We start from the raw sequence: 22,262 nt of genomic DNA on the forward strand, positions 1-22,262 counted from the left end.
TTTTTATGTTCAAATTAAGTTTGGGAGTCGATTATACGAACTTAATAAACCATTCGAAGCTCTTTGGCCTTTTCGTGGTTTTTATTCGTCCAGTCTGACAAGGGAGATGGCTTACCAAAGTAATACCCCTGCAAAGTATGACAACCGAGAGCGATAAGCAGATTGGCTTGTTCTTTGGTTTCAATTCCTTCTGCAATGACTTTCATATCTAATGATTCTGCCAGTTGTATAGTCGACTTCACAATATCAAGATGACGTTGATCATTTGGCAATGGTGCAATGAAACGTCGGTCTATTTTGAGTATGTTTGCTGGAATATCAACAAGCTGTCCGAGTGATGCTTGGCCTGTACCAAAGTCATCAATAGCAATCGAGAACCCGAACTGAGATAGGCTTCGTAAGCGCTTATGGATGAGTGGATTGGTCATAACATAGCTGGTTTCAGTGATTTCTAATTCCAGCAATTCACTAAGCCAAGGTTTGTCTGAAATTAAGCTCATTAATAAGGCAAAGAAGCTATCATTCATTAGCTCTTGTCCTGCTAAATTGAAGGCAATTGGCGTATAAATGTGTTCCTTATGCCATTCACTTAAAGTGCTAACTAACTCTGTTACTAGGTTCTCAGCAAGAAGAGGGAGCAGCCCTAACTTTTCTGCAATGCTAATGAATACAACAGGAGAAACGAATTGGTTGCCGTTTTTCCATCGTGCTAAAGCCTCAAATGAGCAAATTTGACCATTTTGAGTGACTTGTGGTTGTAGCCATATTTTGATTTCTTTGTTTTTAATTGCAGAGCTGAGCTTTAAGCTAAGCTTGTGCTCCCCAATAAGTTTGTTTTCTAGATCGTAATTGTAATAAGAAAAGCGATCTGTACTGCTTGAATACTCAAGAGCCATTTCGCAATGCTCTAGTAGTATTTCTGCCGTTTTTCCATCTGTTTGGTAATAAGCGATGCCTACCTGATAGTCCATATTTAGACGGTTGCCATCAATGGATAGCTGCTTAGGCAGTACAGAGCGGATTAAAGTGGTAAGGTTTTTTTGTATTAAGTGAGTTTGATTTAATGGAATAAAACAAGCGAATTTAACCCCGCGTAGTCGGCTGATGATAGCTTGTTCTGATAGGTTTCCTTGTAGAGCCTTTGCAAAATTCAAAATGACTCTGTTGGCATTGTCTTTGCCATATTGCTTGTTTAACAGTTTAAATTGGCAAATACGTATAATAAACATTGCACCTGTAAGGTGAGTGTCTTTTGCACTAATTCGTTCATTTACCTGACGGCAAAAGTTTCTATGATTCGGAAGTCGAGTCAGTAAATCAAAATGCGTTAATCGACTGTTTGTCTGCTGCGTATACTCTAATTCTTGTTGTATCGCTCTTAACTCAGTTGTGTTTTGTAGATGTAAAACATAGTGGCCGTGTCTGTCTAGCGTTGCTCTTCGTACTTCAATGTGAGTTTCTGGATTGTGCTTGAGAGTGCATTGGGCAACATTCGACTGCCAGAAAAACTTTCCATTGTTGGCAACAGGGGACAGCCAATCTGATATTTTTGAATCTGAAAAGTTGGATATTTGATTGTCTGTGAGTAGCTCACGAGACAATTGGTTTGCTTTTAAAAGCTTTCCATACTGATCGCAAAGCAATGTTGGGGTGCCTGTGTTTTCAAAAAACTCTTCATATAAAGCGTAGTTGTCATTCAGCTTTTGATAAAGAGATTGCATCTGTTTGGCGTTGTTCTCTAGGGTGTAAATGATCCTTGAAACAGCGAGAGGTAGGCCTAAATTAAGTGTGAAAAAGGTCAGTAGCTGGAAATAAAATGATGGTGTCGAACTAATGTTGGTTTGAGCTAAATACTCGCTAACTATCAGATAAAACGGAAAAATATTAATCGCCATAGCCACAAGAGAAGCCCTAAAGCTAAAGAGCAATCGAGTGATTAAAGGTAGAGAGTATAATGAGATAATGGCGTATTTTTTCGCGTCAATTTCATCGCTAAGAGTAAGTAATAAAAAGCTGCTTGTAATGAGTGTTAAAGTAAAGAGTACAGCCGTGACTTGAGTGTGTTTGGTACTTAAACCAATAAGGCCAATAAGTATCACAAGATAAATGCTATTGGTTCCGAGCATGATTCCTCCCTCCGAAGAGAAAACAGAGTGAAGCTCAGAAATAGCAAAAATGATAGTGGTAAGGGCGAGCAAAATTCTAAGCGCACTTTGCTGAAAGGGCTTATGGTTTTTGCCAAAGGGTTGATTGGAATCAACTAAAAAATAATTCTTAAGGAATGTAATAAACATTATCCAACTTCATAATGCTAAATAGGAAACTGCAGGTATTTGCAGCTTCCTATAGACATTACCTAAAAAGAGTACGCTTGACTACGCTAGTTTTGTGGTTTGTCTGCAAAACTAGGTAATGATTTGAGCTAAGTGGTTATCCCAGTGTTTTTCTTCGTGTTTTTCCAGTAAAGCAGCGTCATCATTAACAGGGTTGTGGCGAATAATATGGCCAGTACCACTGGTTAAAATGAATTCATGGGCTTTACCAGATGGTGCTAAACCACAAACATCGCGACAATTTTTGATGCCTAAGAATGTTTTGCTTTCTACTTCCCAATAAGCCACTAAACCTCCACGAGGTGTACTGATTGCCAGAACTTTACCGCTTGAGTCAAAACATGCGCTGCCACAGTACTGTTTAAAGCGGATTCGAACAGGTTCTGGAATGGTTAAATATTCCATCTTATTGCTGTTGATATGAGACAAAGCAACAAGTGGAACGGGTTCCCAAATTTCCCCCTGATATTGGAAGGCAAGTGCGACTAAGCCATCAGGGTTAACATCTAGATGTCGAATGCTCAGTTGATGATGGTTGGGATCATCATGGGTAAATGAGTTGATGACACTTCCGTCTTTTAATGACATATAAGTAACGTTTGGTTGCATTGTCTCCAAGTTCATTACGATACGGTCATTGTCAGGGTGTGTTCTTTGGCCGCCATTAGCAATTACAAGTACTTCATCGTTAAAGAACACAGCTTCGTGAGGACCAATACCATTGCTGTTATAGCTTTCTAAAACTTTTAAAGAAGGCCATTCACGAATGAAGGTTTTTCCTTGGCCTGAAGGGTAATGGTTTTCTTGAGTTATAAGCTTCTTTCCATCTGAAGTGAAAAGCGCATGGCCATAAAAATGATGGTCTTTCGTTGGTTCTAAACGAGTGATTTTTTGCTGAGAAGTCATGTCAAAGAAATCAATGTAAAAACCAGGGCGACGAGCCACAATGCCAACAATGGCATTGCTTGGGTGAACCACAGGAGCGTGGGCTCGCTCTGGCAATTGTGCTTTCCAGAGTAAAGCGCCTTGAGTATTGAACAAACCAAAAAAGTGTTCTTTATCATTTAGAGAATAAGCTGAAGCATAAACAGCGCCATGGTTACCCGCTGGTAGCAAGCTTGCCCAAGCAGGCGTTGTAGCTATTGCGCTGCTTAATGCTAAAAATGCTCTTCTGGATAGCATGATTAGTCTCCGTCTCGGCTATTGAAGCCAATTTGAAAGCCTAGAGAGGTGACTAAGCTAGACAAGTAAGATTGGCTACTAGAAATGGATTTCACTAAAGGTTTCGCAAGCGCAACTTTCTCTTCTTGTGGCATATCTGATTTAAAGAAATTGCTTGGCAGTTGCAAAGATAATTTAACGTTTTCAATTAGCTGCTGCTCTAGTTGATCTGCCACGACCGGATTACGTTGTTTGGCTATGTCAAATAAAGAAGGTGAACCTGAGTGATAAATTTCACGGTATGATTTCAAATTCTTTTGCATTGTATGTAGCGACAAATCGCTGCGGTAGAACTCAGCTAACTTTAAGTTCTCGCGGCCATTGTAACCAATTGGAGTTTCTAGTTTGGAGTCTTTGACCGCAGACATATGCTCAATCCATTGCTGAAGAAATTGCTCTAGTGCAACTTCTTCTGGATCAAATCCCATGCCTTCTTCATCAAATACCCAATCTTGCGCTTTGCTTTCTTGCCATTGCTGTGCGACTGCTTTTGCGCTTTCTAGATGGTGATCTGCAACGCGCTCTAACAAGCTACAATGACTGGTTGAATTCATTGGGTCAAAATCTGGGTGATAAAGAAGACTTTCAATAGCGGTTAAACCACGTACAGCGATACTAGCAGAAGTCCAAAACTTAGGTGCGTCCATGATGGATGGGTCGCCTTGGCTTAATGCTCTTAATTGACGTTGAGTGACGCCTTTTTTATCTGGCCAATACTCAAAAGCGTAATAGCGCATGAAGTAGGTTACAGGGCCAAAGTTAAGCCATTGAACTTGTTGCCAATCTAAGGCGTTTTCTTTAAAGGCTTGTTGGGCCAAGTTGAGGTTTGTTTCTGAAGGGGAGGCGCAAAATTCATGGCTGGACTTTTGTAGGGCTTCGGCAGAGATAGAGTAAGATTCATAGCCTTGTTTGACCACTTTATCGACTATGCCATTAAGAGGGCCTTCCCATTGGCCTGCCGATGCGATTAAGGGAAAGGTTACGCTAACGGCTAAAGCAACAAACTTCGGGAAATATTTCATTAAAGCGACTCCAAAAAGTAAATAAGTTTTTGTCGGTGTTCTTTAGTTAATTGTTTGTAAAACTGTTGACTCTGTTTTGCTTCTCCGCCATGCCATAGAATGGCTTCTTCTATTGTCCTTGCTCGTCCGTCGTGAAGGAAACCTTGTCTTCCTGAGACTTTATGAGATAAACCAATTCCCCATAACGGCGCTGTACGCCATTCGCTTGGTGTTGCGGAGAAACTTGGAAAACCGCTTGCTAATTCTGGTCCCATATCGTGCAGTAGCATGTCCGTGAAAGGGTAGAATGTTCGGTTTTCAAGTGCTTCAAACGTTGCATGTTCACCAGTTTCCATTTTGGGAATATGGCAACTTGCACAACCTCCATTATCAAAGATTGTTTTTCCTTCTCTGAAAGTGGAGTCGCCAAGATTACGCATGGCGGGCGGTGAGGATAAAGAAACAAAAAGATCAACTAAATCTGATTGCTGCTTATCAACCTCTAGGTTACCCAAATGTTCACTGTTGCCATTTGGGCTTGCCATACACTCTTCTTGAAGTGTGGTGCAATCGCCGGATGGAGCAGGATGAATTGGAGTGGATAATCCCAAATCAATATTAAATGCTTGTTGGTTTTGAAAGCTAACACTTGAGGTAGAAGCTTTGTAGCCAAAACGTCCAATTGTTTTCCCATTATTTCCGTCAGGAATCCAATTGATACGACCGCTAATGCCGTCTTTATTTTTGTCATCAGGGTCAGCATTGGCTGCAATTGTAGCACCCGGAATATTATCCAATAAACCCATTCCAACCAGTGCTGGGGCAACCAAAAGGCTAATTCCGGTACTATCCTCTAAGTTTCCATAATTGAGAGCTGTCCAATGAAGCTTGGGCTTTCTTAACTCTACTTCTGTGCCGTCTGTTAGTGTTTCTATGCGAAGGTCATATGAGAGGTAATAGTCGCCTTCAGGTTGAATTCCTTGAACGCTATGGCCTTGAAACTGACTGCCATAATGGCGGTCTCCAATCTTTGGATAAATAAAATCGGCTACCGGTGAGAGTTCTTCGTAAGCTCTTCCGAAACGAATTAAAAAGGAAGGTACTGAAGCTCCACTTATTCCTGCTGAAGGGGCGTGGCCTCGCCCGTTATTAATGTGGCAATTGTTGCAAGATCGAGTGTTATATAGAGGGCCTAAACCATCGCTTGCTGTGGTTGAAGAAGGTGAAGGGACCCAAAATTTTTGAAAGACAGATTCTCCGATTTTGAAGTCGAGTTTATCTTCCAGTTTTATGCCTGAAATGGGATTTGAATAGGTGTTGGCAAAAGCGTCGTTCTGGAAATAAAAAAAGCTGGCAATGATGCCAGCTATACTAAAGTTTATTGCTTTTAACTTGTGTGTCATAAATAGACAAATACCATTAACTGACTAAATGACAGATCCTTCCATGCACCCCATTTAATTATTATGTAGGGGTTGCGGTATTATTCAAATACCGCGCTTGGGTTATCCAAACTATCAGAACCTTCTAAAGCGATACCTTGAAGGTCTAAGTGGTGGATGATCTCTTCAGTTACACGAGTTTCATCAACTAATGAATCAACAAATGTTTGAACCAATTGGTTGCCTGCTGTGTTGTTCATTGCAATCAACACATCGAATGTCTGGCCATGTTCAGCGGCTTCAACCATAGCTTGTGCTGCAGCTTCTGTTGTTTCCAACTTAGCTTTCATCTCAAGGTCTAGTGCAATGTCTTCTTGAGCAATCAGCTTAGATAGAGATGGGCCTTTAACCCAGCTGCCGTCTACACGCTTGTATTCACCTAAGTAAACATTTTTAATGCCTTGCGCATCATGGTAGTGAGACCAATGAGTATTATCAGAGAAGCAATCATGTTCTTCTTCTGGATCATGTAGCATCAAACCAAGTTTGGTTCTTTCGCCACCAAGCTCGCCGTAAGCCAAGCTACCCATACCTGTTAGTATTGTTGCAAGACCTTCATCAGTAGATTGCTCTAGTAGAGCAACACGAGCTGCGCCGCCTTCTTTCCAGTTGTTTGCCATTTCTTCTAAATCAGAGATAAGCAAATCAGTAGCTGCCATTAGGTAATCACGACGACGGTCACAGTTTCCGTTTGTGCAGTTTTCTAGGTCGAAATCTGTGGCTGGGCGTTCACCGGCACCAGGATTAGTACCATGTAGATCTTGGCCCCAAAGTAAAAACTCAATTGCGTGGTAACCGCTTGCAACGTTCGCTTCAACACCATCTGCTTCTTGTAAAGTATTAGCAATCAAGTCTGGAGTGATGTTTGTTGTATCTACTGTTTGGCCGCCAATTGTTAGGCTAGTAGACGCAATAACATTTGCTGAATATAGAGGATTCAAATCAGACTCAGAGCCATAGCTGTCTTGAGCAACGTAATCGATAAGACCTTCATCTAGTGGCCAAGCGTTTACTTTACCTTCCCAGTCATCAACGATGGCATTACCAAAGCGGTAAACTTCACTTTGCTGGTAAGGTGCGCGAGCTGCAATCCAAGCAGTACGAGCAGCTTGCAAGTTGGCTTCTGTAGGCTTGTCTAGGAATGTATCGATTGTTGAACGTAAAGTTTTTGCTGTAGACAAAGAGTCACTGTAAATCGCTTCAGCAATATCAGCATAATGAACAACAACAGCGTCCGCTGTTACTTTGCTAGATTCATTTTTTACTGCCGCTGGGCCACACGCTGTAAGCATTGCACCGGCAACGCAGATTGCGATAGGGGTTAACAATCGTTTCATGTTTCGAGCTCCAATATTAGTTTGTGAAATCATCATATTAGAAATGAAAACGATTATCAACGAAGCATTGCTTACATTCTTATCTTTTTTATTTCATTTTTTCTTTTCATATCGAGCGAATGAATTTAGTCGCATTGGTAATGAAATCGAGTGTTCGATACGTTATAAAGGTTGTATTCACATGCTTTGTCTCTCAGCAGACTTTGCCCTTCCCAAGAAATGCTCATTGTAACCGGAGACTTATTTTTATAGCTTGGAATGAATCGGTAGGCAGCAATAACATCTATGGAGCTGTTTGGTCCAAGCTCAATTGACTGACCTATTAAGCGTTGGCGTGTTTCTGTGTTGTATAGCGTGTAATCAGTTGTGTATTCCTGATCACCATTTTCGTGGGTGAAGTTTAGCCAAATTTTACGATATGTTTTTACTTCTGCTGTTGGGTTGCTTAGACGTAATTTCGTGTAGATGACTTGTGATCTAGATAGTGTTGATTGAGCATTGTTGCTTACTTTTAGAAAAGAGGCGCTTTCTTCTTGCCATGGCATGTTGGTTCCAAAAGAAGCATCAACTATTTGAATGGTTTGCTTAGAAAAATGCTTGCTTATGATATCAATGACGTCTTTTGCTGGCGCATACAAAGCAAGCGTTATAATTGCGACGAGTGTCACTTTGTGAGTTCTGCGAATAGGGGCTTTGATAGTGATCATAATCATATCCTTTAAAAACCAATATTTACTGTTTGTTTATACAGTACTGTATAATTATACAGTTTTTTTGTATAGATCTTTTTTGAAATATTTGCTGTTTTTTTTGCGTTGGCTCTTGCTTCTATTTACTTTTTGTTTTCTGTAAATATTTTTTAATAAATGTTTGATTTTATTTATCTTGTTGAATTAAAAGGAGTATTTTGTGATTCCCACAGCCTTCTTAACGGATTTTGTGGACAATATTTTGTTTTTCGAGTTGCTCTATGCTGTTTAGAGAAAAGCGTCGCAATCCAGTGTAAAAGTTAAACTGAGGCTCTATAATGCAGCCACATTTAAGTGATGAGGTAAGTTGTGGATAAAGTTGATGTTGTGGTTATTGGTGCTGGTGCTTCGGGTTTAATGTGTGCCGCGACCGCAGGCTATCGTGGTAAAAAAGTACTGGTCTTGGATCATTCAAATAAGGCTGGAAAGAAAATTTTGATGTCCGGCGGAGGGCGTTGCAACTTTACTAATATGGATGCTGCGCCAAAACATTTCTTATCTGATAACCCTCATTTTTGTATTTCTGCACTTCGCCGCTTTTCATCACAAGACTTTGTTGATTTGGTCGATCGTCATGGACTTGAGTATGTTGAAAAAACGCCTGGCCAATTATTCTGCCAACATTCTGCAAAAGATTTACTGAGTATTTTGATGACTGAGTTGGAATGGTCTGGTGCTGAAATAAAGCTAAATACTAAGATTCACTCAATAGATTATCGAACTGATGACATTCTTGTGAGTACGTCTCAAGGGACTTTTGTTTGTCGTTCATTAGTTGTTGCAACAGGTGGTTTATCGATTCCTACAAAGGGTGCGACTGGCTTTGGTTATGATATCGCTAAGCAAGTGGGGCACGAAATTTTACCCACTCGGGCAAGTTTGGTACCGATTACAGTGCAGCCGGACAGAAAGGCGCAATTTTCTGAACTATCAGGTATTGCTTGTGATATTGCCGCTTCTGCTGGCGGAACGACTTTTCAAGAGCCGATGCTGTTTACTCATCGTGGGGTGAGTGGCCCATCAATACTTCAGATTACGAATTTCTGGCAGCCTGGAGAAGAACTTTCAATTAATATTGCTCCTAATATGTCGCTAGATGATTTACTGGCTGTTCGACAGAATACGCCTAAGAAAAGTTTTGAAAGTGTGCTGTCTAATACGCTCCCAAAGCGCTTGGTTGAGCTGGTTAAAAAGGAGTTTACATGGTTAAACGAGCGCTCAGCACAAACATCGAATCAACAAATTGAATCCTTACATCACTATTTGACAGACTTTGATATTGCGCCAAACGGTACTGAGGGTTATCGAACTGCAGAAGTGACTCTTGGTGGTGTGAATACCAGTGAAGTGTCTTCAAAGACTTTTGAGTCTCAGAAGCAAAAAGGACTTTATTTTATTGGGGAAGTGCTTGATGTGACAGGCTGGCTCGGTGGCTATAACTTTCAATGGGCGTGGGCGAGTGGCTATTGTGCAGGTCAGTATGTTTGATCTGGGCTGGGAGCTTGAATGGCTTCAAATATGGTAGTTCTTTAACGCTTCTTGCTTTGTAACGAAAGATACAATCCACGACAAACAGTAACAAAACTCCCTATCAATACCTGACTTAATCTTGGGTGAATTCCGTATTATGGCTCCATAACCTAATGTTAGGCATTTTATTGAGGAGTTGTTATGCCATTAAAGATTTTATTAGTTGATGACAGTAAGGTGAGTCGCCTTGCTTTATCTAAAAGCTTAAAGCGACTGGATGACTCCCTTGAAATTAGTGAAGCGGCAAGCGCAGATGCAGCCGAGTTACTTTTACAGGAAAAGAGCATTGATCTTGCACTGATCGATTACAATATGCCGGATAGAAATGGTCTCGAATTGGCCGAAGTTTTGTTGAAGGATTACCCAAAAATAAAGCAGACGCTTGTTACAGCAAACATTCAGGACGCTATCAAAGATAGGGCTATCTCAATGGGAATCGATTTCATAGCAAAGCCAGCTAAGCCAGAAGAACTTGCTAAAGTTGTAGGTGTGTAAATGAGTGATTTTTTATCTGAAGATGAGTTTGACCTTGTCGTAGAGCTTGTCAATATTGGTGTCGGTAAGTCTGCAGCGTCCTTATCTCAGATAGCCAATGAAGAAGTCGTGTTAAAAGTCCCGATGCTAGAGTTTTTGTCGTTAGAAGAAGCGACGAATGCTTTCGAAGAAAGACTGCCTAATTCGTTGACAGGTGTCAGTCAGTCTTTTTCTGGCTTCTTCGCTGGTAAAGCGGCGTTGCTTTTTCCTGAATCTCGCAGCCTTGATCTTGTAAATGTCATGCTAGGAGAAGGCGATGAGCTAGATGTAGAGGTTGATGCTGAGCTGGAAGAAGAAGCTTTGTCTGAGTTGGGAAATATTCTTTTAAATAATTGCTTATCGACTATCTCTAATATTCTTAATAAGCCATTAAGTACTATGCTTCCTGATACATTTAACACGCGCCCCAAATTGTTGATGGAGCAGCTTATTTCCAAAAGTGATTTGGAAGTAGTTGTTATGCTTTTGAAAATTGACTTTAGTTTGAAGAGCCGTGACTTGTCTGGGCATTTGGTGTTTGTCATCGACTTAACAGAAAATGGTACTTTCAAAAGCACGTTACAAGACTACCTTAAAGGTTTGGAAGAAGCGTAATGATGAAAGACCTGATACCGATTGATGTTTTGCTTTCATCATTTGGAAGTATAGAAGGCGGCATTATTATTCTTAGCCCAGAAGGTAAAATTGTATACCTTAATGACTGGGTTTTAGATCATGGTGTGATGCAAACAGAAGATTATTTGAATAAAACACTGGACGCTGTTTTTTTGGGGGATATCTCGGAGCAGCTTCTAGATTCTATTGATAATGCGATGAGCTCATCATTAAGTCGCATTCTTTCTCATAAAATTCATAAGAACATCTTGCCTTTGTATCGAAATAAGGAGGCTTCTGTTCGGTTGCCTCTTCATATCTCTACGCTGATTTCTCCGTTGAAAGATAAGGTCGGCATTCTTATCCGTATTGTTGATTACACGTCGCTAGTTAAAAGAGAAAAGCAGATTCGTGTGAACGAGTCTTTATTAACTATTGAGCGTAATTATTTCAAAAAAGCCTCGGATTTGAGTGTCAGTCTGGAAGGCTTTATCGCAAGCTTGATCGATGATGTCTCTTGGAATGTGAGTTCTATATCTATTAAGTTCTCCTTCTTAAAAGAAGGGGAAGGGTTCCGCTACCCTAAAGATAATAATAGTGCGGTGCTTAAGCGTTGTGAAAAGCTCATACAGCATAAAGAGTTTGAAGGGGACAGTCTTTCCGAAATGGTGGAGAGTCTAGGGAATGAATATAAAACGAATCTCTTTTTGGTGGACTTTTCAGATAAGGATATAAAGGGCGTTGTTGAGTTTGTGAAGAACTCAGAGCACATCCTTGATGTAAGCTTTGGAAAAACAGTCACTAAAATCAGGGATCTTATTTCAAGCTTGATTGAGTGGAAAATGAGCTTTGAAAAGTTAAGCTATATGGCGAGCCATGATGAGCTTACTGGGCTGTTTAGTCGCTCTTTTTTAATGAAGAGGTTTGATGACTATAAGCGTAAGATGGATGCTGAAGGCTTGAACTCTAATAGTGTGGGGCTTTCTTTGTTTTTCGTTGATTTAAATAAATTTAAAGAAATTAACGATCAATTCGGGCATCAGTTTGGCGATAAAGTACTGATCAAGATTTCTCAACGCATAAAAAGTTGTTTATCAGAAGATGACTCGGCTTTCAGGATTGGTGGAGATGAGTTTCTGGTTATTCGTAAAGAAGCGACTCCTGATGATTATATTGAAACACTGAAGTCTAAAATATCGTCTCCTTTTCTATGTGATTCAGATGTTATCTCCGTTTCTGCTTCAATTGGCCATGCTTGTTACCCTAACGACGGCCATAATCTCGATGAGTTGATTCATCTTGCAGATAAGGAAATGTATTCCGAAAAGTAGCTCCGGTGACTGTTGAGAGTGATTTTTGTAGTGAGTTAAGAGTCCGCTAAGGCTGTGCTGGCTTTTTCGAGTTATGAATGCGGCAATGATTAGGCTGCTTTTTATCAAAGCTTCTTTGCATCACAGAATTTTCTTCTATTACTAAATTGCGGTTTTCATAGATCTATAGCAGTTGTTTGCTATCTTGTATTTGCTGTTGGATTGATTTTTTTTGTATTATAATAGCATTAATAAGCACTAAGTTAATAAAAGCATACCGGGGCTTGCCAATGGTTAGGGCGAGTCGCGGTATGCTTTTATTATGCGCAAATTAAAATAAATACGAATTTAGTGATGGAGACGATGTACATGCAATCAGTATTATTTACGTGTGATGAGCTTAATTTATTGCAGGCTCAGGTCGGACATTCCAGTTTGATGGGGAAAACCATCGCCGGCAATCAAGAACAAGTTGATGCATTTATGCGTTTGCCATTAGAAGTGCCTGGTCATGGTGAAGCTGGTGGCTACGAGCATAATCGCCATAAGCAAAACTACAAGTACATGCATTTGGCGGGTAACCTATTTCTTGTAACAAAAGAAAAAAAGTATGCTGACTTCGTCATCGAATTACTTTCTCTCTATGCCGATAAATACCTTACTTTCGGCTTTCATGTTCAAAAAAACACCAATCCTACCGGTCGATTATTTCACCAAATACTCAATGAACATTGCTGGTTGATGTTTAGTAGCTTGGCATATTCCTGCGTATCCCATGAAATGACAGAAGAACAGCGAAATCATATTGTTGATAAGTTGTTTGACCCTATGTTGGACATGTTTACTGTTAAATACGGTCATGACTTTGACCGTATTCATAATCACGGTATTTGGGCTGTCGCGGCAGTGGGTATTTGTGGTTTGGTGATCGGTAAGCGCGAATACCTAGATAAAGCGGTTTATGGCATGGCAAATAATGAAACAGGTGGTTTCCTTGCTCAAATCTCGCAGCTTTTCTCTCCGGCTGGCTATTACATTGAAGGCCCTTATTACCATCGTTATGCCATTTACCCAACTTGTGTTTTTGCTGAAATACTGCATCGTCATATGCCTGAAGTGGATATTTACGCTTACAAAGATGGCGTTATCGGTCGAACGGTGAAAGCTTTGCTTGCTACAGCTTATCCAAACGGCAAGTTTCCAGCACTAAATGACGCTTCTCGTAGTATGGGAATTACAGACGCTGGCGTACAAGTGGCTGTTAGCGTATTGGCTGAGCATTATGGTTGCGACGAAAATATTGTTGGTATGGCTGAACTTCAAGGCGAAGTGTGGTTGCATGCGTGTGGTTTGTCTCTATCGAATGAACATGAAAAAGCAGAAAAGTCTGGTGATATTGTCGTTCCTTATTGGCCTAGTATCGAATTAAATGAAGGTGCAGAAGGTGATAAGGGGGCTCAAGGGTTCTTGCGTCTTCAAGGAGCAAATAACGATATCGCGCAATTGAACATGAACTATGGCCAACACGGTATGGGACATGGTCACTTTGATACGCTTGGCATCACATTTTTTAACCGTGGCCAAGAGGTATTGAAAGAATACGGCTTTGCTCGTTGGGTGAATGTTGAGCCTAAATTTGGTGGCCGCTATTTGGATGAGAATAAATCCTACGCTCGTCAAACGATTGCACACAATATCGTTACGGTCGATCAGAAAACTCAAAACAATTTTGATGTAGATAAAGCAGACAGTGTTCACGGGATCCCGCACTTTTTTGTTGGTGACGATGAAACTTGTTTAGGCGTAAGTGCTTTTGCGAACGATCATTACGATGATGTGAAAATGCAACGAAGCGCGTTTTTGTTGAATAATGAACACTTTGAAGCGCCATTGTTGATTGATTTGTTCCGTTTAAAAACGGACACAGAGCATAGTTACGATTATTCCCATCAATATGCAGGTCAAATTGTCAGAACGAACTTCACTTACACATCATGCGCTGAATTAGAGCCATTAGGCGCAGACAATGGTTACCAGCATTTATGGAAGCTAGCTTCTGGTAGTGCGCCAGAAAGTGCTCTAGTGAGTTGGTTGCAAGGTAATGCGTATTACTCTTGGTTGGGTACAAGCTCAAATGAATCCAACGAAGTGATTTTCACGACTGTAGGCGCTGCGGATCCTAGCTTCAATTTACGAAACGATTCTGGCTTTACATTACGTAGCCAAGGCAGCACCACTTTATTTGCGTCTGTTCTGGAAACTCACGGTTACTTTAATGAAGAGTTTGAACAATCAACAAATGCCCGCGGCAAGGTTTCAAACATTAAAGTGATTGGCCATAACGACTTGGGCTCTGTTGTTGAGATTACATCCAATGATGCAATCTTTATCTTGATGGTGAGCAACCAACTAGATTGCCAAGAAAGTACTGAGCACCAGCTTGAATTTGGTGGCGTTGAATATCGTTGGACAGGCTTCTATTCATTAAACATCTGTCCAGCTGAAGGAGAATAAGAATATGAGTTACCAACCATTATTACTAAGCTTTGATGAAGCGGCGGTATTGGCAGAAGAACTAGAAAAAGATTCTTTGCTGGGTCGAGGTTTACGCCGCGATATGGCGAAAGTAAAAGCTTACATGGACAGTGTTGGTGTTGAAGTGCCGACTAAACAAGGCGAAGCGGGCGGTTACGAGCATAATCGTCATAAGCAGAACTATATTATTATGGACATTGCTGCACGCTTATTTTTGATCACAAAGAGCGATGTGTATCGTGACTACATTGTGACCATATTGACGAAATACGCGCATGTTTATCCAGAATTAGAAGACAATACAAGTCGTGACTCAAATCCTCCGGGCAAGCTTTTCCATCAAACATTGAATGAAAATATGTGGATGCTTTATGCCTCTTGCGCATACAGCTGTGTTTACCACACGTTAACGGATGATGAGCGAACGCTGATTACTGAGAACTTGTTTAAACCAATGATTCACATGTTCGTTGTCACTTACGGTAAAGACTTCGACATTGTTCACAATCATGGCTTATGGGCTGTGGCTGCTGTTGGTATTTGTGGTTATGCCATTGGGGATCAAGAGTCTGTTGATAAAGCGCTTTACGGTTTGAAGTTAGATCGTACGAGTGGTGGCTTTTTAGCTCAATTGGATAATTTGTTCTCTCCTGACGGTTATTATATGGAAGGGCCTTATTATCATCGCTTTTCCTTGCGCCCCATCTTTTTATTCGCAGAAACGATTGAGCGTCGTCAGCCTGAGTTGAAGATTTACGAATATAACAACTCGGTTATCAAAACGACTTCTTATGCTGTGATGGCGACAGCTTTCCCTGACGGTAGTTTGCCAGCGCTTAATGATTCCTCTAAGACAATCAGTATTAATGATGAAGGTGTAATTATTGCTACAAGTGTTTGCTTTCAGCGCTATGAGCAAAATGACACGCTTATCAGTATGGCGAACCATCAGCAAGATGTATGGATTCATACTTCTGGTGCGGCATTATCTACCGCAGTCTCAACTGCCAAAGAAATTAAACCTTTCTCTTGGGGCAGTATTTTCTTGAGTGATGGGCCAAAAGGTGAAAAAGGTGGTGTAAGTATTCTTCGTCATCGTGACTCTGAAGAAGACGACACCATGGTGTTGTTATGGTTTGGTCAGCATGGCTCAGATCATCAATATCACTCTGCATTAGATCATGGGCATTATGATGGTTTACACATGAGTGTGTTTAACCGTGGGCATGAGGTTTTGCAGGATTATGGCTTTGGTCGTTGGGTGAATGTTGAACCTAAATTTGGTGGTCGTTATATTCCAGAGAATAAAACCTACTGTAAGCAGACTGTAGCGCATAATACGGTGGTTGTTGATCAAAAAACTCAGAATAAATTCAATACTGCATTGGCGGAAACTAAGTTTGGTCAAAAGCATTTCTTTGAAGTGGAAGACACTAAGTTGCAAGGTGCCAGCGCCATAATTGAAGATTATTATGATGGCGTCACAATGCAGCGAAGTGTTTTAGTTGCGGACATTGAAGAGTTCGAGAAGCCATTGGTTATTGATGTCTATCGAATTTTATCTGACGAAGAGCATGAGTATGACTTGCCGTTCCATTTCAAAGGGCAAATCATTCGTACAGATTTTGACTACAGTATCCCAACTAAGCTTTCTCCTTTAGGTGCGGATAATGGCTACCAGCATTTATGGAAGACGGGAGAAGGAAAGGTTGAGGGCAGTGCTTTGGTCAGCTGGTTGCATGACAGCAGCTATTACAGCCTTGTTTCGACTGCGCCAAAAGGTGGTGAAGTTATCTTTACTCGTATCGGTGCGAATGATCCCGATTTCAACTTGCGTGCGGAGCCTGCTTTTATCTTAAGACAGTCTGGTAGTAATCATGTTTTTGCTTCTGTATTAGAAACTCATGGCTATTTTAATGAGTCGATAGAGGCTTCAGATGGGGCTCGAGGTCTGGTGTCTGAAATTGAAGTTCTAGCTGAGAATGCAGACGGTACAGTGATTGAAATCAAAACTGTTACTGGCTCTGTATATCGTTTCGGGGTTTCAAATAGAAGTGCTGGTGAGCAAAGCAATGAGCACACGATTTCAACGAGTCATGGTGTGTTTAGTTGGAAAGGTGCTTTTTCAGCACTCTAATTAATAATGGATTTAACTCTTAAATAGAGTGATTAGGGTAAACCAACTTATCATAAGATAAGTTGGTTTTTATCTAGAACAATGAGCGAAAACTTACTCTAATATTTGTGTTTTGTATCATTGTGTAAAAGCCTGAGATTATTGAGCTGATTTGTATCAAAAAGGCTCGGTATTCAGGGAAAAATGTCTTGCTCTCGAGTGTTTTTTATTTGTACTATTTTATTATAAAAGTACAAGTTCACGACTTTCGGTCGCCTTGGCCTTGAAGTAGAAAAGATTTTAAAGATTTTCAATTTTGATCCAGGGTCATCTTGCTGTAATTCACTGCTCGATTTGGTGTTGGTAAGTTGATTTGAAGTGTCTGGTTGAATTGGTTGTTCCCGCTTTACGACTTGTATTGTGGGGTTTTTTAAATCATGTGATAGCTAGCAATATTACAAAAATAAAAGGATAGTGATGTGGATATTCTTATCGTCGGAATATATTTTTTATTCTTAATTGCCATTGGTTGGATGTTTAGAACTTTCACCAGTACAACAAGTGATTATTTCCGTGGTGGCGGTAATATGTTGTGGTGGATGGTTGGTGCAACTGCGTTTATGACACAGTTTAGTGCTTGGACATTTACAGGGGCAGCCGGTAAAGCATATAACGATGGTTTTGCGGTCGCTGTTATCTTTGTTGCGAATGCATTTGGTTACCTGATGAACTACTTGTATTTTGCTCCTAAATTTAGACAGCTTCGTGTAATTACCGTTATTGAAGCCATTCGTATGCGATTTGGTGCGAAAAATGAGCAAGTTTTTACTTGGTCTAGTATGCCAAATAGTGTTGTATCGGCTGGTGTTTGGTTGAATGCATTGGCTATCATTGCTTCTAGTATCTTCGGCTTTGATATGGTTACAACCATCTGGGTTACAGGTCTTGTAGTCTTGGTGATGTCTGTAACAGGTGGCTCTTGGGCCGTTATTGCCTCTGACTTCATGCAAATGGTCATTATCATGGCGGTAACCGTAACATGTGCTGTTGTAGCTATTGTTCAAGGCGGTGGTGTTAGTGAGATCATTGCTAACTTCCCTACAGATGAAGGTGGATCATTCCTAACGGGTAATAACTTAAATTACTTAAGCATCTTCGGTATCTGGGCTATATTCATTTTCTTCAAGCAGTTCAGTATCACAAACAACATGTTGAATGCTTATCGCTATTTGGCAGCAAAAGACTCTAACAATGCTAGAAAAGCAGCGCTGTTAGCTTGTGTACTTATGACAATGGGTCCTCTAATTTGGTTTATGCCTAGTTGGTTCTTAGCGGGTCAGGGTGTTGATTTAGCCGCTATCTATCCTGAGCAAGGTAGTAAAGCAGCAGACTTCTCATACTTGTACTTTGTTCAAGAATACATGCCAGTAGGTATGGTTGGACTACTGATTGCTGCGATGTTTGCTGCAACTATGTCCTCTATGGACTCTGGTCTTAACCGTAACTCAGGTATTTTTGTAAAGAACTTCTATCAAACAATTTTACGTCCAAAAGCAGCTGAAACAGAGTTGGTGTTTGTATCAAAGCTAACATCTACTTTCTTCGGTATCGCTATTATCTTGATCGCCTTGTTCATTAACTCTTTGAAAGGGTTGAGCTTGTTCGACACCATGATGTACGTAGGTGCGTTGATTGGTTTCCCTATGACAATTCCTGCTTTCTTAGGTTTCTTTATTAAGAAAACACCTGATTGGGCTGGTTGGGGTACATTGGTTGTAGGTGGCTTGGTGTCTTACTACGTCGGCTTTGTTATCACTCCAGAACTTGTGCAGAACGTATTTGGGCTTGAAGAGTTAACTAAGCGTGAATGGTCTGACTCTAAAGTTGCCATTGGTCTATTGGCTCACATTGTTTTCACTGGCGGATTCTTTGTATTGTCTGTCTTGTTCTACAAGCCTCTTAGTGAAGAGCGTCAACGTGATGTTGATTTATTCTTCAATAATTTGGCGACTCCTTTGGTTTCTGAAGGTAGTGAACAAAAAGCATTGGATAACAAGCAACGTAAGATGCTTGGTACATTAATTGCCATCGCTGGTGTTGGTGTAATGGGGATGTGTATTATTCCTAACCCGCTATGGGGGCGCGCTGTGTTCCTGCTATGTGGTGTGATCGTATTAGCAGTTGGCTTGTTGTTAGTTAAGGCCGTTGATGACTCTGTAGAAGCGGAAGCTTAAGCAGACTTAATAACACCAGTTAAACTAAAATATTAGTTTTCCAAGAGGTATAACAATTAAATTGTTATACCTCTTTTTTTGCTTTCGATTCTTTACGCGCTTTGATAGAGAATGGCTTTAGAGATGAAGAAAGCAGAAAGAGGTATTATGAAAGGGAATAAGTTTGGTGGTTTTCAGGAAAGGATTGTTTTTTTTGCATCGTCAGGAGAATGTCTGACGATGTTGTTCTTTATATTTGAGTTATTGGTAGAGCTGCGAATTAAGAATCAGCTCTGAGGAAGTTGTTTGCTTATTAGTTTACAGCTGCAGTCACTGGAACAGTCAGAGGTTCATCAGGTAGTCGGTGTTTACCTGATTGAAGGTGATCTTGTGACGCTTCTCGAGCTTCTTTGCTGTTTCCTGCCATAATCGCTTCGTATATCAAACGATGTTCATTTAAACAGACATCACCATCTTTTGAAGAGTGGATGATGAAGGTTTTAAACATAGTAGTCAGAATGTTTCCGAACGGAAGGTAAAAATCATTGTTCGTAGAGTTAAAAATTAACCGATGAAAGTTTAGGTCTACTTCAGTCCATGCTTCTTGGTTAAAGTTTTTCGTAATTTTCACCATTTGCTCAAAGGTTTTAGAAAGCTCATCCCTTTGCTCTGGTGTTGCATTCACCGCAGCTAATGCACATGCTTCAGGCTCAACAGCTCTTCTAAGTCCTAAAAACTGACTACAGAATACTTTTGAGTCGCTAAGGCCATCCATCCACTCAATCATTTGTGGATCTAGAAAGTTCCAATAAGCTCTATTTACAACTTTTGTTCCAATCTTTGGGCGTGACTCTAGTAATCCTTTTGAGGTGAGAAGTTTGATGGCTTCTCTTAAAGCTGTTCGACTAACGCCAAATTGGGAGCAGAGGGTCATTTCATTTGGAACGATAGAACCCTGGGCTAATTCTCCAGATAAAATTCGGCGTGCAATACTACGAGCAACCTGTACATGTAAGCTTCTTGATGATGTAGAGATGCTTGAAAAATTATTATTATTAGTCATGGTGTCCTTCATTTCCAGCATTGGAGGCGATTGTTTAAATGGCTTTTGGCTCAAGTTTTAATGTCTATTCAGTAATTTTAACACATTTATGTGTTTTTTTTTATGAATTTAAAGAAAGTTGAACTGAAAATTGGCTTATTTCCTATATTTTCGACTTGTTAACTGTAATTTTTTTTCTTTATCTTGTTGGGTCTTCTCTGGGAAGGCTGCTTGTAAAAGGTGCGCTGTACATTTTATATTCATACTATTGTTGGAAAAAGGAGAAGGTGATGTTTAGTGACTTAGCTGGAAAAAGAGTGTTGGTAACGGGTTCAACGGCCGGTATTGGTTTGGCTGTGGCTAAATTGTTTGTACAGTCTGGAGCGAAGGTTGCTATTAATAGTCGCTCTCAAAATGCTGCTGCAGATAAAGCGATAAATGAGCTAATGGCATTAGGTAAGGCTGATAGTGTTTTTTTCATCCCTGCAGATTTAACCAAAAGTACTGAATGTAAAAAAATGGTCGAATCGTTTATTGGTAAGTTTGGTGGAATGGATGTGCTGATTAATAATGCTGGTGGCTTAGGTGGTCGTTCGAGTCTGGAGTTGATGGATGATGACTTTTACGATCATGTAATGGACTTAAATGCCCGCTCTGTATTGATGACAACAAAATATTCCATTCCATATTTGCGGGCTTCAGCTGCAGAATCCGGTAAGACGGCATGTGTAATTAGTACCGGGTCCATTGCGGGGCGAGAAGGTGGCGGCTTAGGAGCTGGAGTTTATGCAGCCTCAAAAGCATGGTTGCATAATATTCATCGAAACTGGGTTAAGGAATATACAAAAGATGGCATCCGATTCAATATTGTATCGCCAGGTACAGTTGATACGCTATTTCATGCCGATAAAAGTGATGAGTTAAAAGATAAAATTGCTGGAAGTATCGCTTTTGGGCGTTTCGCTGAATCAGAAGAGCTCGCCCCATCGTTTGCGTTTTTTGCTTCGCACAATTGTAGTGGTTACATTACAGGGCAAATACTTGATGTTAATGGTGGGCAGATGTGCCCATGATTTAAGAATAGGTTGAAGAATAAAGTAGAAAAGAGGGGGAAGTACCTCTTTTCTTTTTTATCTATTATTTAAAGCTGTATTCGCACTAGTATCGACACTATAAATAGTCCAGCGCTTATTTGCGAATTGTTGTTCTGCAATCACTTCAGCTACAACTCGACGGTTTTTCTCACGACCTGCTTCTGTATCATTATCGCTGATTGGTCGGCTTTCGCCATACCCGATACCTTTTACTCTTTCTTGCTTAATTCTAAAGCTATCTACTAAAACGTCTGCGATCGCTGTTGCTCGTTTTTGGGATAGTGTTTTGTTTAACTCTTCAGAGCCTCTATCGTCAGTATGGCCTTCAATAATAACTGTGCTTGTTGGGTGGCTTTTTAAGAAGGAAGCCAGCTTCTTTAATTCTGGATAAAAACGAGGGTGAATGTCTGCTTTTCCAGTGTCAAATAAAACATTTAATTCTACTGAAAGTAATTTAGTTGTTTGACTTGGGCAACCATTATTGTCTACCGCCGAACCAATAGGCGTATCTGGGCATAGATCCCTAGCAGCAATAACGCCATCTCTGTCTTCATCTGAAAGACGAGGCTGTACTTTTGATGCGTACAAGCTTTCAGCTGAAGCTAAATGACTAAACGCAAACAATATTCCAAAGCTAATAACTTTTGTAATAGTGCTCATGATCGATTACCACTCTTTATAAATAAACCTGATGATTAAAGGTTAATGAAAGCCCGACAAGCTAGCTAGCCCCTTTTTGTAGCTTTGTTCGGTATAGAAAGCTAAATTGTAATGAAATGTAACTACCAGCTGCCAATATTCTCCATAGAAGCCCAAGGCTCAGCTATTTCAAGAGGCTCTCCTTTTTGAAGTAGCTCAATGGAAATGTTGTTTGGATCTTTAACAAAGGCCATGCGTCCATCTCTTGGTGGACGTAATATTATAACATCCATAGACTGAAGATGGTCGCATGTTTGATAAATATTATCCACTTCGAAAGCTAAATGACCGAATTGATCGCCATTTGAGTAGCTTTGTTCACCCCAGTTATGAGTAAGCTCTACCTCTGGTGCGCCATGCTCTGTAGCGTAATAAATAAGAGTGAACTGGCCTTTTTCATTATCTTTTCGTTTGGTTTCTATTAAACCTAATCCTTTGGTGTAAAAGGTATGACTTTCTTCTGGTTTATTTGTCCTGATCATAGCGTGCAAGTATTTTATGGACATAATAAA

17 protein-coding genes are annotated in these 22,262 nt (G+C 40.4%); 8 read left to right on the forward strand and 9 right to left on the reverse strand.

Features of this window, described 5'->3' with window-relative positions; all coding sequences use genetic code 11:
• Positions 1-41: 41 nt before the first annotated feature.
• The 6 genes from ACMUMQ_RS10975 to ACMUMQ_RS11000 all read right to left on the reverse strand — a co-directional run bounded on the left by ACMUMQ_RS10975 (position 42) and on the right by ACMUMQ_RS11000 (position 8,041).
• A complete protein-coding gene (locus ACMUMQ_RS10975; RefSeq protein ID WP_414682030.1) occupies positions 42-2,126 on the reverse strand; it encodes an EAL domain-containing protein in 2,085 nt (694 codons plus the stop codon).
• 279 nt (positions 2,127-2,405) lie between these two features.
• Positions 2,406-3,515 (reverse strand): DUF1513 domain-containing protein, encoded by a 1,110-nt coding sequence (locus ACMUMQ_RS10980; protein ID WP_414682031.1) that lies wholly within the window; start codon positions 3,513-3,515, stop codon positions 2,406-2,408.
• 2 nt (positions 3,516-3,517) lie between these two features.
• Positions 3,518-4,576, reverse strand: a complete 1,059-nt coding sequence (locus ACMUMQ_RS10985; protein ID WP_414682032.1) for an imelysin family protein — start codon at positions 4,574-4,576, stop codon at positions 3,518-3,520.
• On the reverse strand, positions 4,576-5,958 hold the full coding sequence (locus tag ACMUMQ_RS10990; RefSeq protein ID WP_414682033.1) for a di-heme oxidoreductase family protein: 1,383 nt from the start codon (positions 5,956-5,958) through the stop codon (positions 4,576-4,578). Before ACMUMQ_RS10990 ends, ACMUMQ_RS10985 begins: the two co-directional genes overlap by 1 nt.
• 80 nt (positions 5,959-6,038) lie before the next feature.
• Positions 6,039-7,334, reverse strand: coding sequence for an imelysin family protein (locus ACMUMQ_RS10995; RefSeq protein WP_414682034.1), 1,296 nt, complete (start codon positions 7,332-7,334; stop codon positions 6,039-6,041).
• 125 nt (positions 7,335-7,459) lie between these two features.
• A complete protein-coding gene (locus tag ACMUMQ_RS11000) occupies positions 7,460-8,041 on the reverse strand; it encodes a hypothetical protein (RefSeq protein ID WP_414682035.1) in 582 nt (193 codons plus the stop codon).
• Between the two features lie 351 nt (positions 8,042-8,392).
• Here ACMUMQ_RS11000 and ACMUMQ_RS11005 point away from each other — a divergent pair, with 351 nt between their 5' ends.
• The 7 genes from ACMUMQ_RS11005 to ACMUMQ_RS11035 all read left to right on the forward strand — a co-directional run bounded on the left by ACMUMQ_RS11005 (position 8,393) and on the right by ACMUMQ_RS11035 (position 18,936).
• Positions 8,393-9,571: a BaiN/RdsA family NAD(P)/FAD-dependent oxidoreductase gene (locus ACMUMQ_RS11005; protein WP_414682036.1), complete on the forward strand. Its 1,179-nt coding sequence runs from the start codon at positions 8,393-8,395 to the stop codon at positions 9,569-9,571.
• A 183-nt stretch (positions 9,572-9,754) separates the two neighbouring features.
• Positions 9,755-10,108, forward strand: a complete 354-nt coding sequence (locus ACMUMQ_RS11010) for a response regulator (protein ID WP_414682038.1) — start codon at positions 9,755-9,757, stop codon at positions 10,106-10,108.
• The gene (locus ACMUMQ_RS11015; RefSeq protein ID WP_414682039.1) at positions 10,109-10,741 is read left to right on the forward strand and encodes a hypothetical protein; all 633 of its coding nucleotides are present in this window, start codon (positions 10,109-10,111) and stop codon (positions 10,739-10,741) included.
• On the forward strand, positions 10,741-12,072 hold the full coding sequence (locus ACMUMQ_RS11020; protein ID WP_414682040.1) for a sensor domain-containing diguanylate cyclase: 1,332 nt from the start codon (positions 10,741-10,743) through the stop codon (positions 12,070-12,072). Before ACMUMQ_RS11015 ends, ACMUMQ_RS11020 begins: the two co-directional genes overlap by 1 nt.
• A gap of 348 nt (positions 12,073-12,420) precedes the next feature.
• Positions 12,421-14,565, forward strand: coding sequence for a heparinase II/III domain-containing protein (locus ACMUMQ_RS11025; RefSeq protein ID WP_414682041.1), 2,145 nt, complete (start codon positions 12,421-12,423; stop codon positions 14,563-14,565).
• Between the two features lie 4 nt (positions 14,566-14,569).
• Positions 14,570-16,723, forward strand: coding sequence for a heparinase II/III domain-containing protein (locus ACMUMQ_RS11030; RefSeq protein ID WP_414682042.1), 2,154 nt, complete (start codon positions 14,570-14,572; stop codon positions 16,721-16,723).
• Between the two features lie 458 nt (positions 16,724-17,181).
• Complete coding sequence (locus ACMUMQ_RS11035; protein ID WP_414682043.1) at positions 17,182-18,936, forward strand: sodium:solute symporter family transporter; 1,755 nt, start codon at positions 17,182-17,184, stop codon at positions 18,934-18,936.
• A 292-nt stretch (positions 18,937-19,228) separates the two neighbouring features.
• On the opposite strand, the gene ACMUMQ_RS11040 is transcribed toward ACMUMQ_RS11035, so the two are convergent.
• Positions 19,229-19,978 carry a FadR/GntR family transcriptional regulator gene (locus ACMUMQ_RS11040; RefSeq protein ID WP_414682044.1) on the reverse strand — a complete coding sequence of 250 codons (750 nt, stop codon included), beginning with the start codon at positions 19,976-19,978 and terminating at the stop codon, positions 19,229-19,231.
• Positions 19,979-20,247: 269 nt separating this feature from the next.
• Between ACMUMQ_RS11040 and ACMUMQ_RS11045 the strand changes: the two genes are divergently transcribed.
• Entirely contained in the window at positions 20,248-21,030 is a 783-nt protein-coding gene (locus tag ACMUMQ_RS11045) for an SDR family NAD(P)-dependent oxidoreductase (protein WP_414682110.1), read from the forward strand.
• A gap of 57 nt (positions 21,031-21,087) precedes the next feature.
• Here ACMUMQ_RS11045 and ACMUMQ_RS11050 read toward each other — a convergent pair whose 3' ends face one another.
• Complete coding sequence (locus tag ACMUMQ_RS11050; RefSeq protein WP_414682045.1) at positions 21,088-21,711, reverse strand: OmpA family protein; 624 nt, start codon at positions 21,709-21,711, stop codon at positions 21,088-21,090.
• A 122-nt stretch (positions 21,712-21,833) separates the two neighbouring features.
• On the reverse strand, positions 21,834-22,256 hold the full coding sequence (locus ACMUMQ_RS11055) for a VOC family protein (RefSeq protein ID WP_414682046.1): 423 nt from the start codon (positions 22,254-22,256) through the stop codon (positions 21,834-21,836).
• Positions 22,257-22,262 lie beyond the last annotated feature (6 nt).

It is taken from the genome of Marinomonas algae (assembly GCF_047525555.1).
In the GTDB taxonomy this organism is placed as follows: Bacteria; Pseudomonadota; Gammaproteobacteria; order Pseudomonadales; family Marinomonadaceae; genus Marinomonas.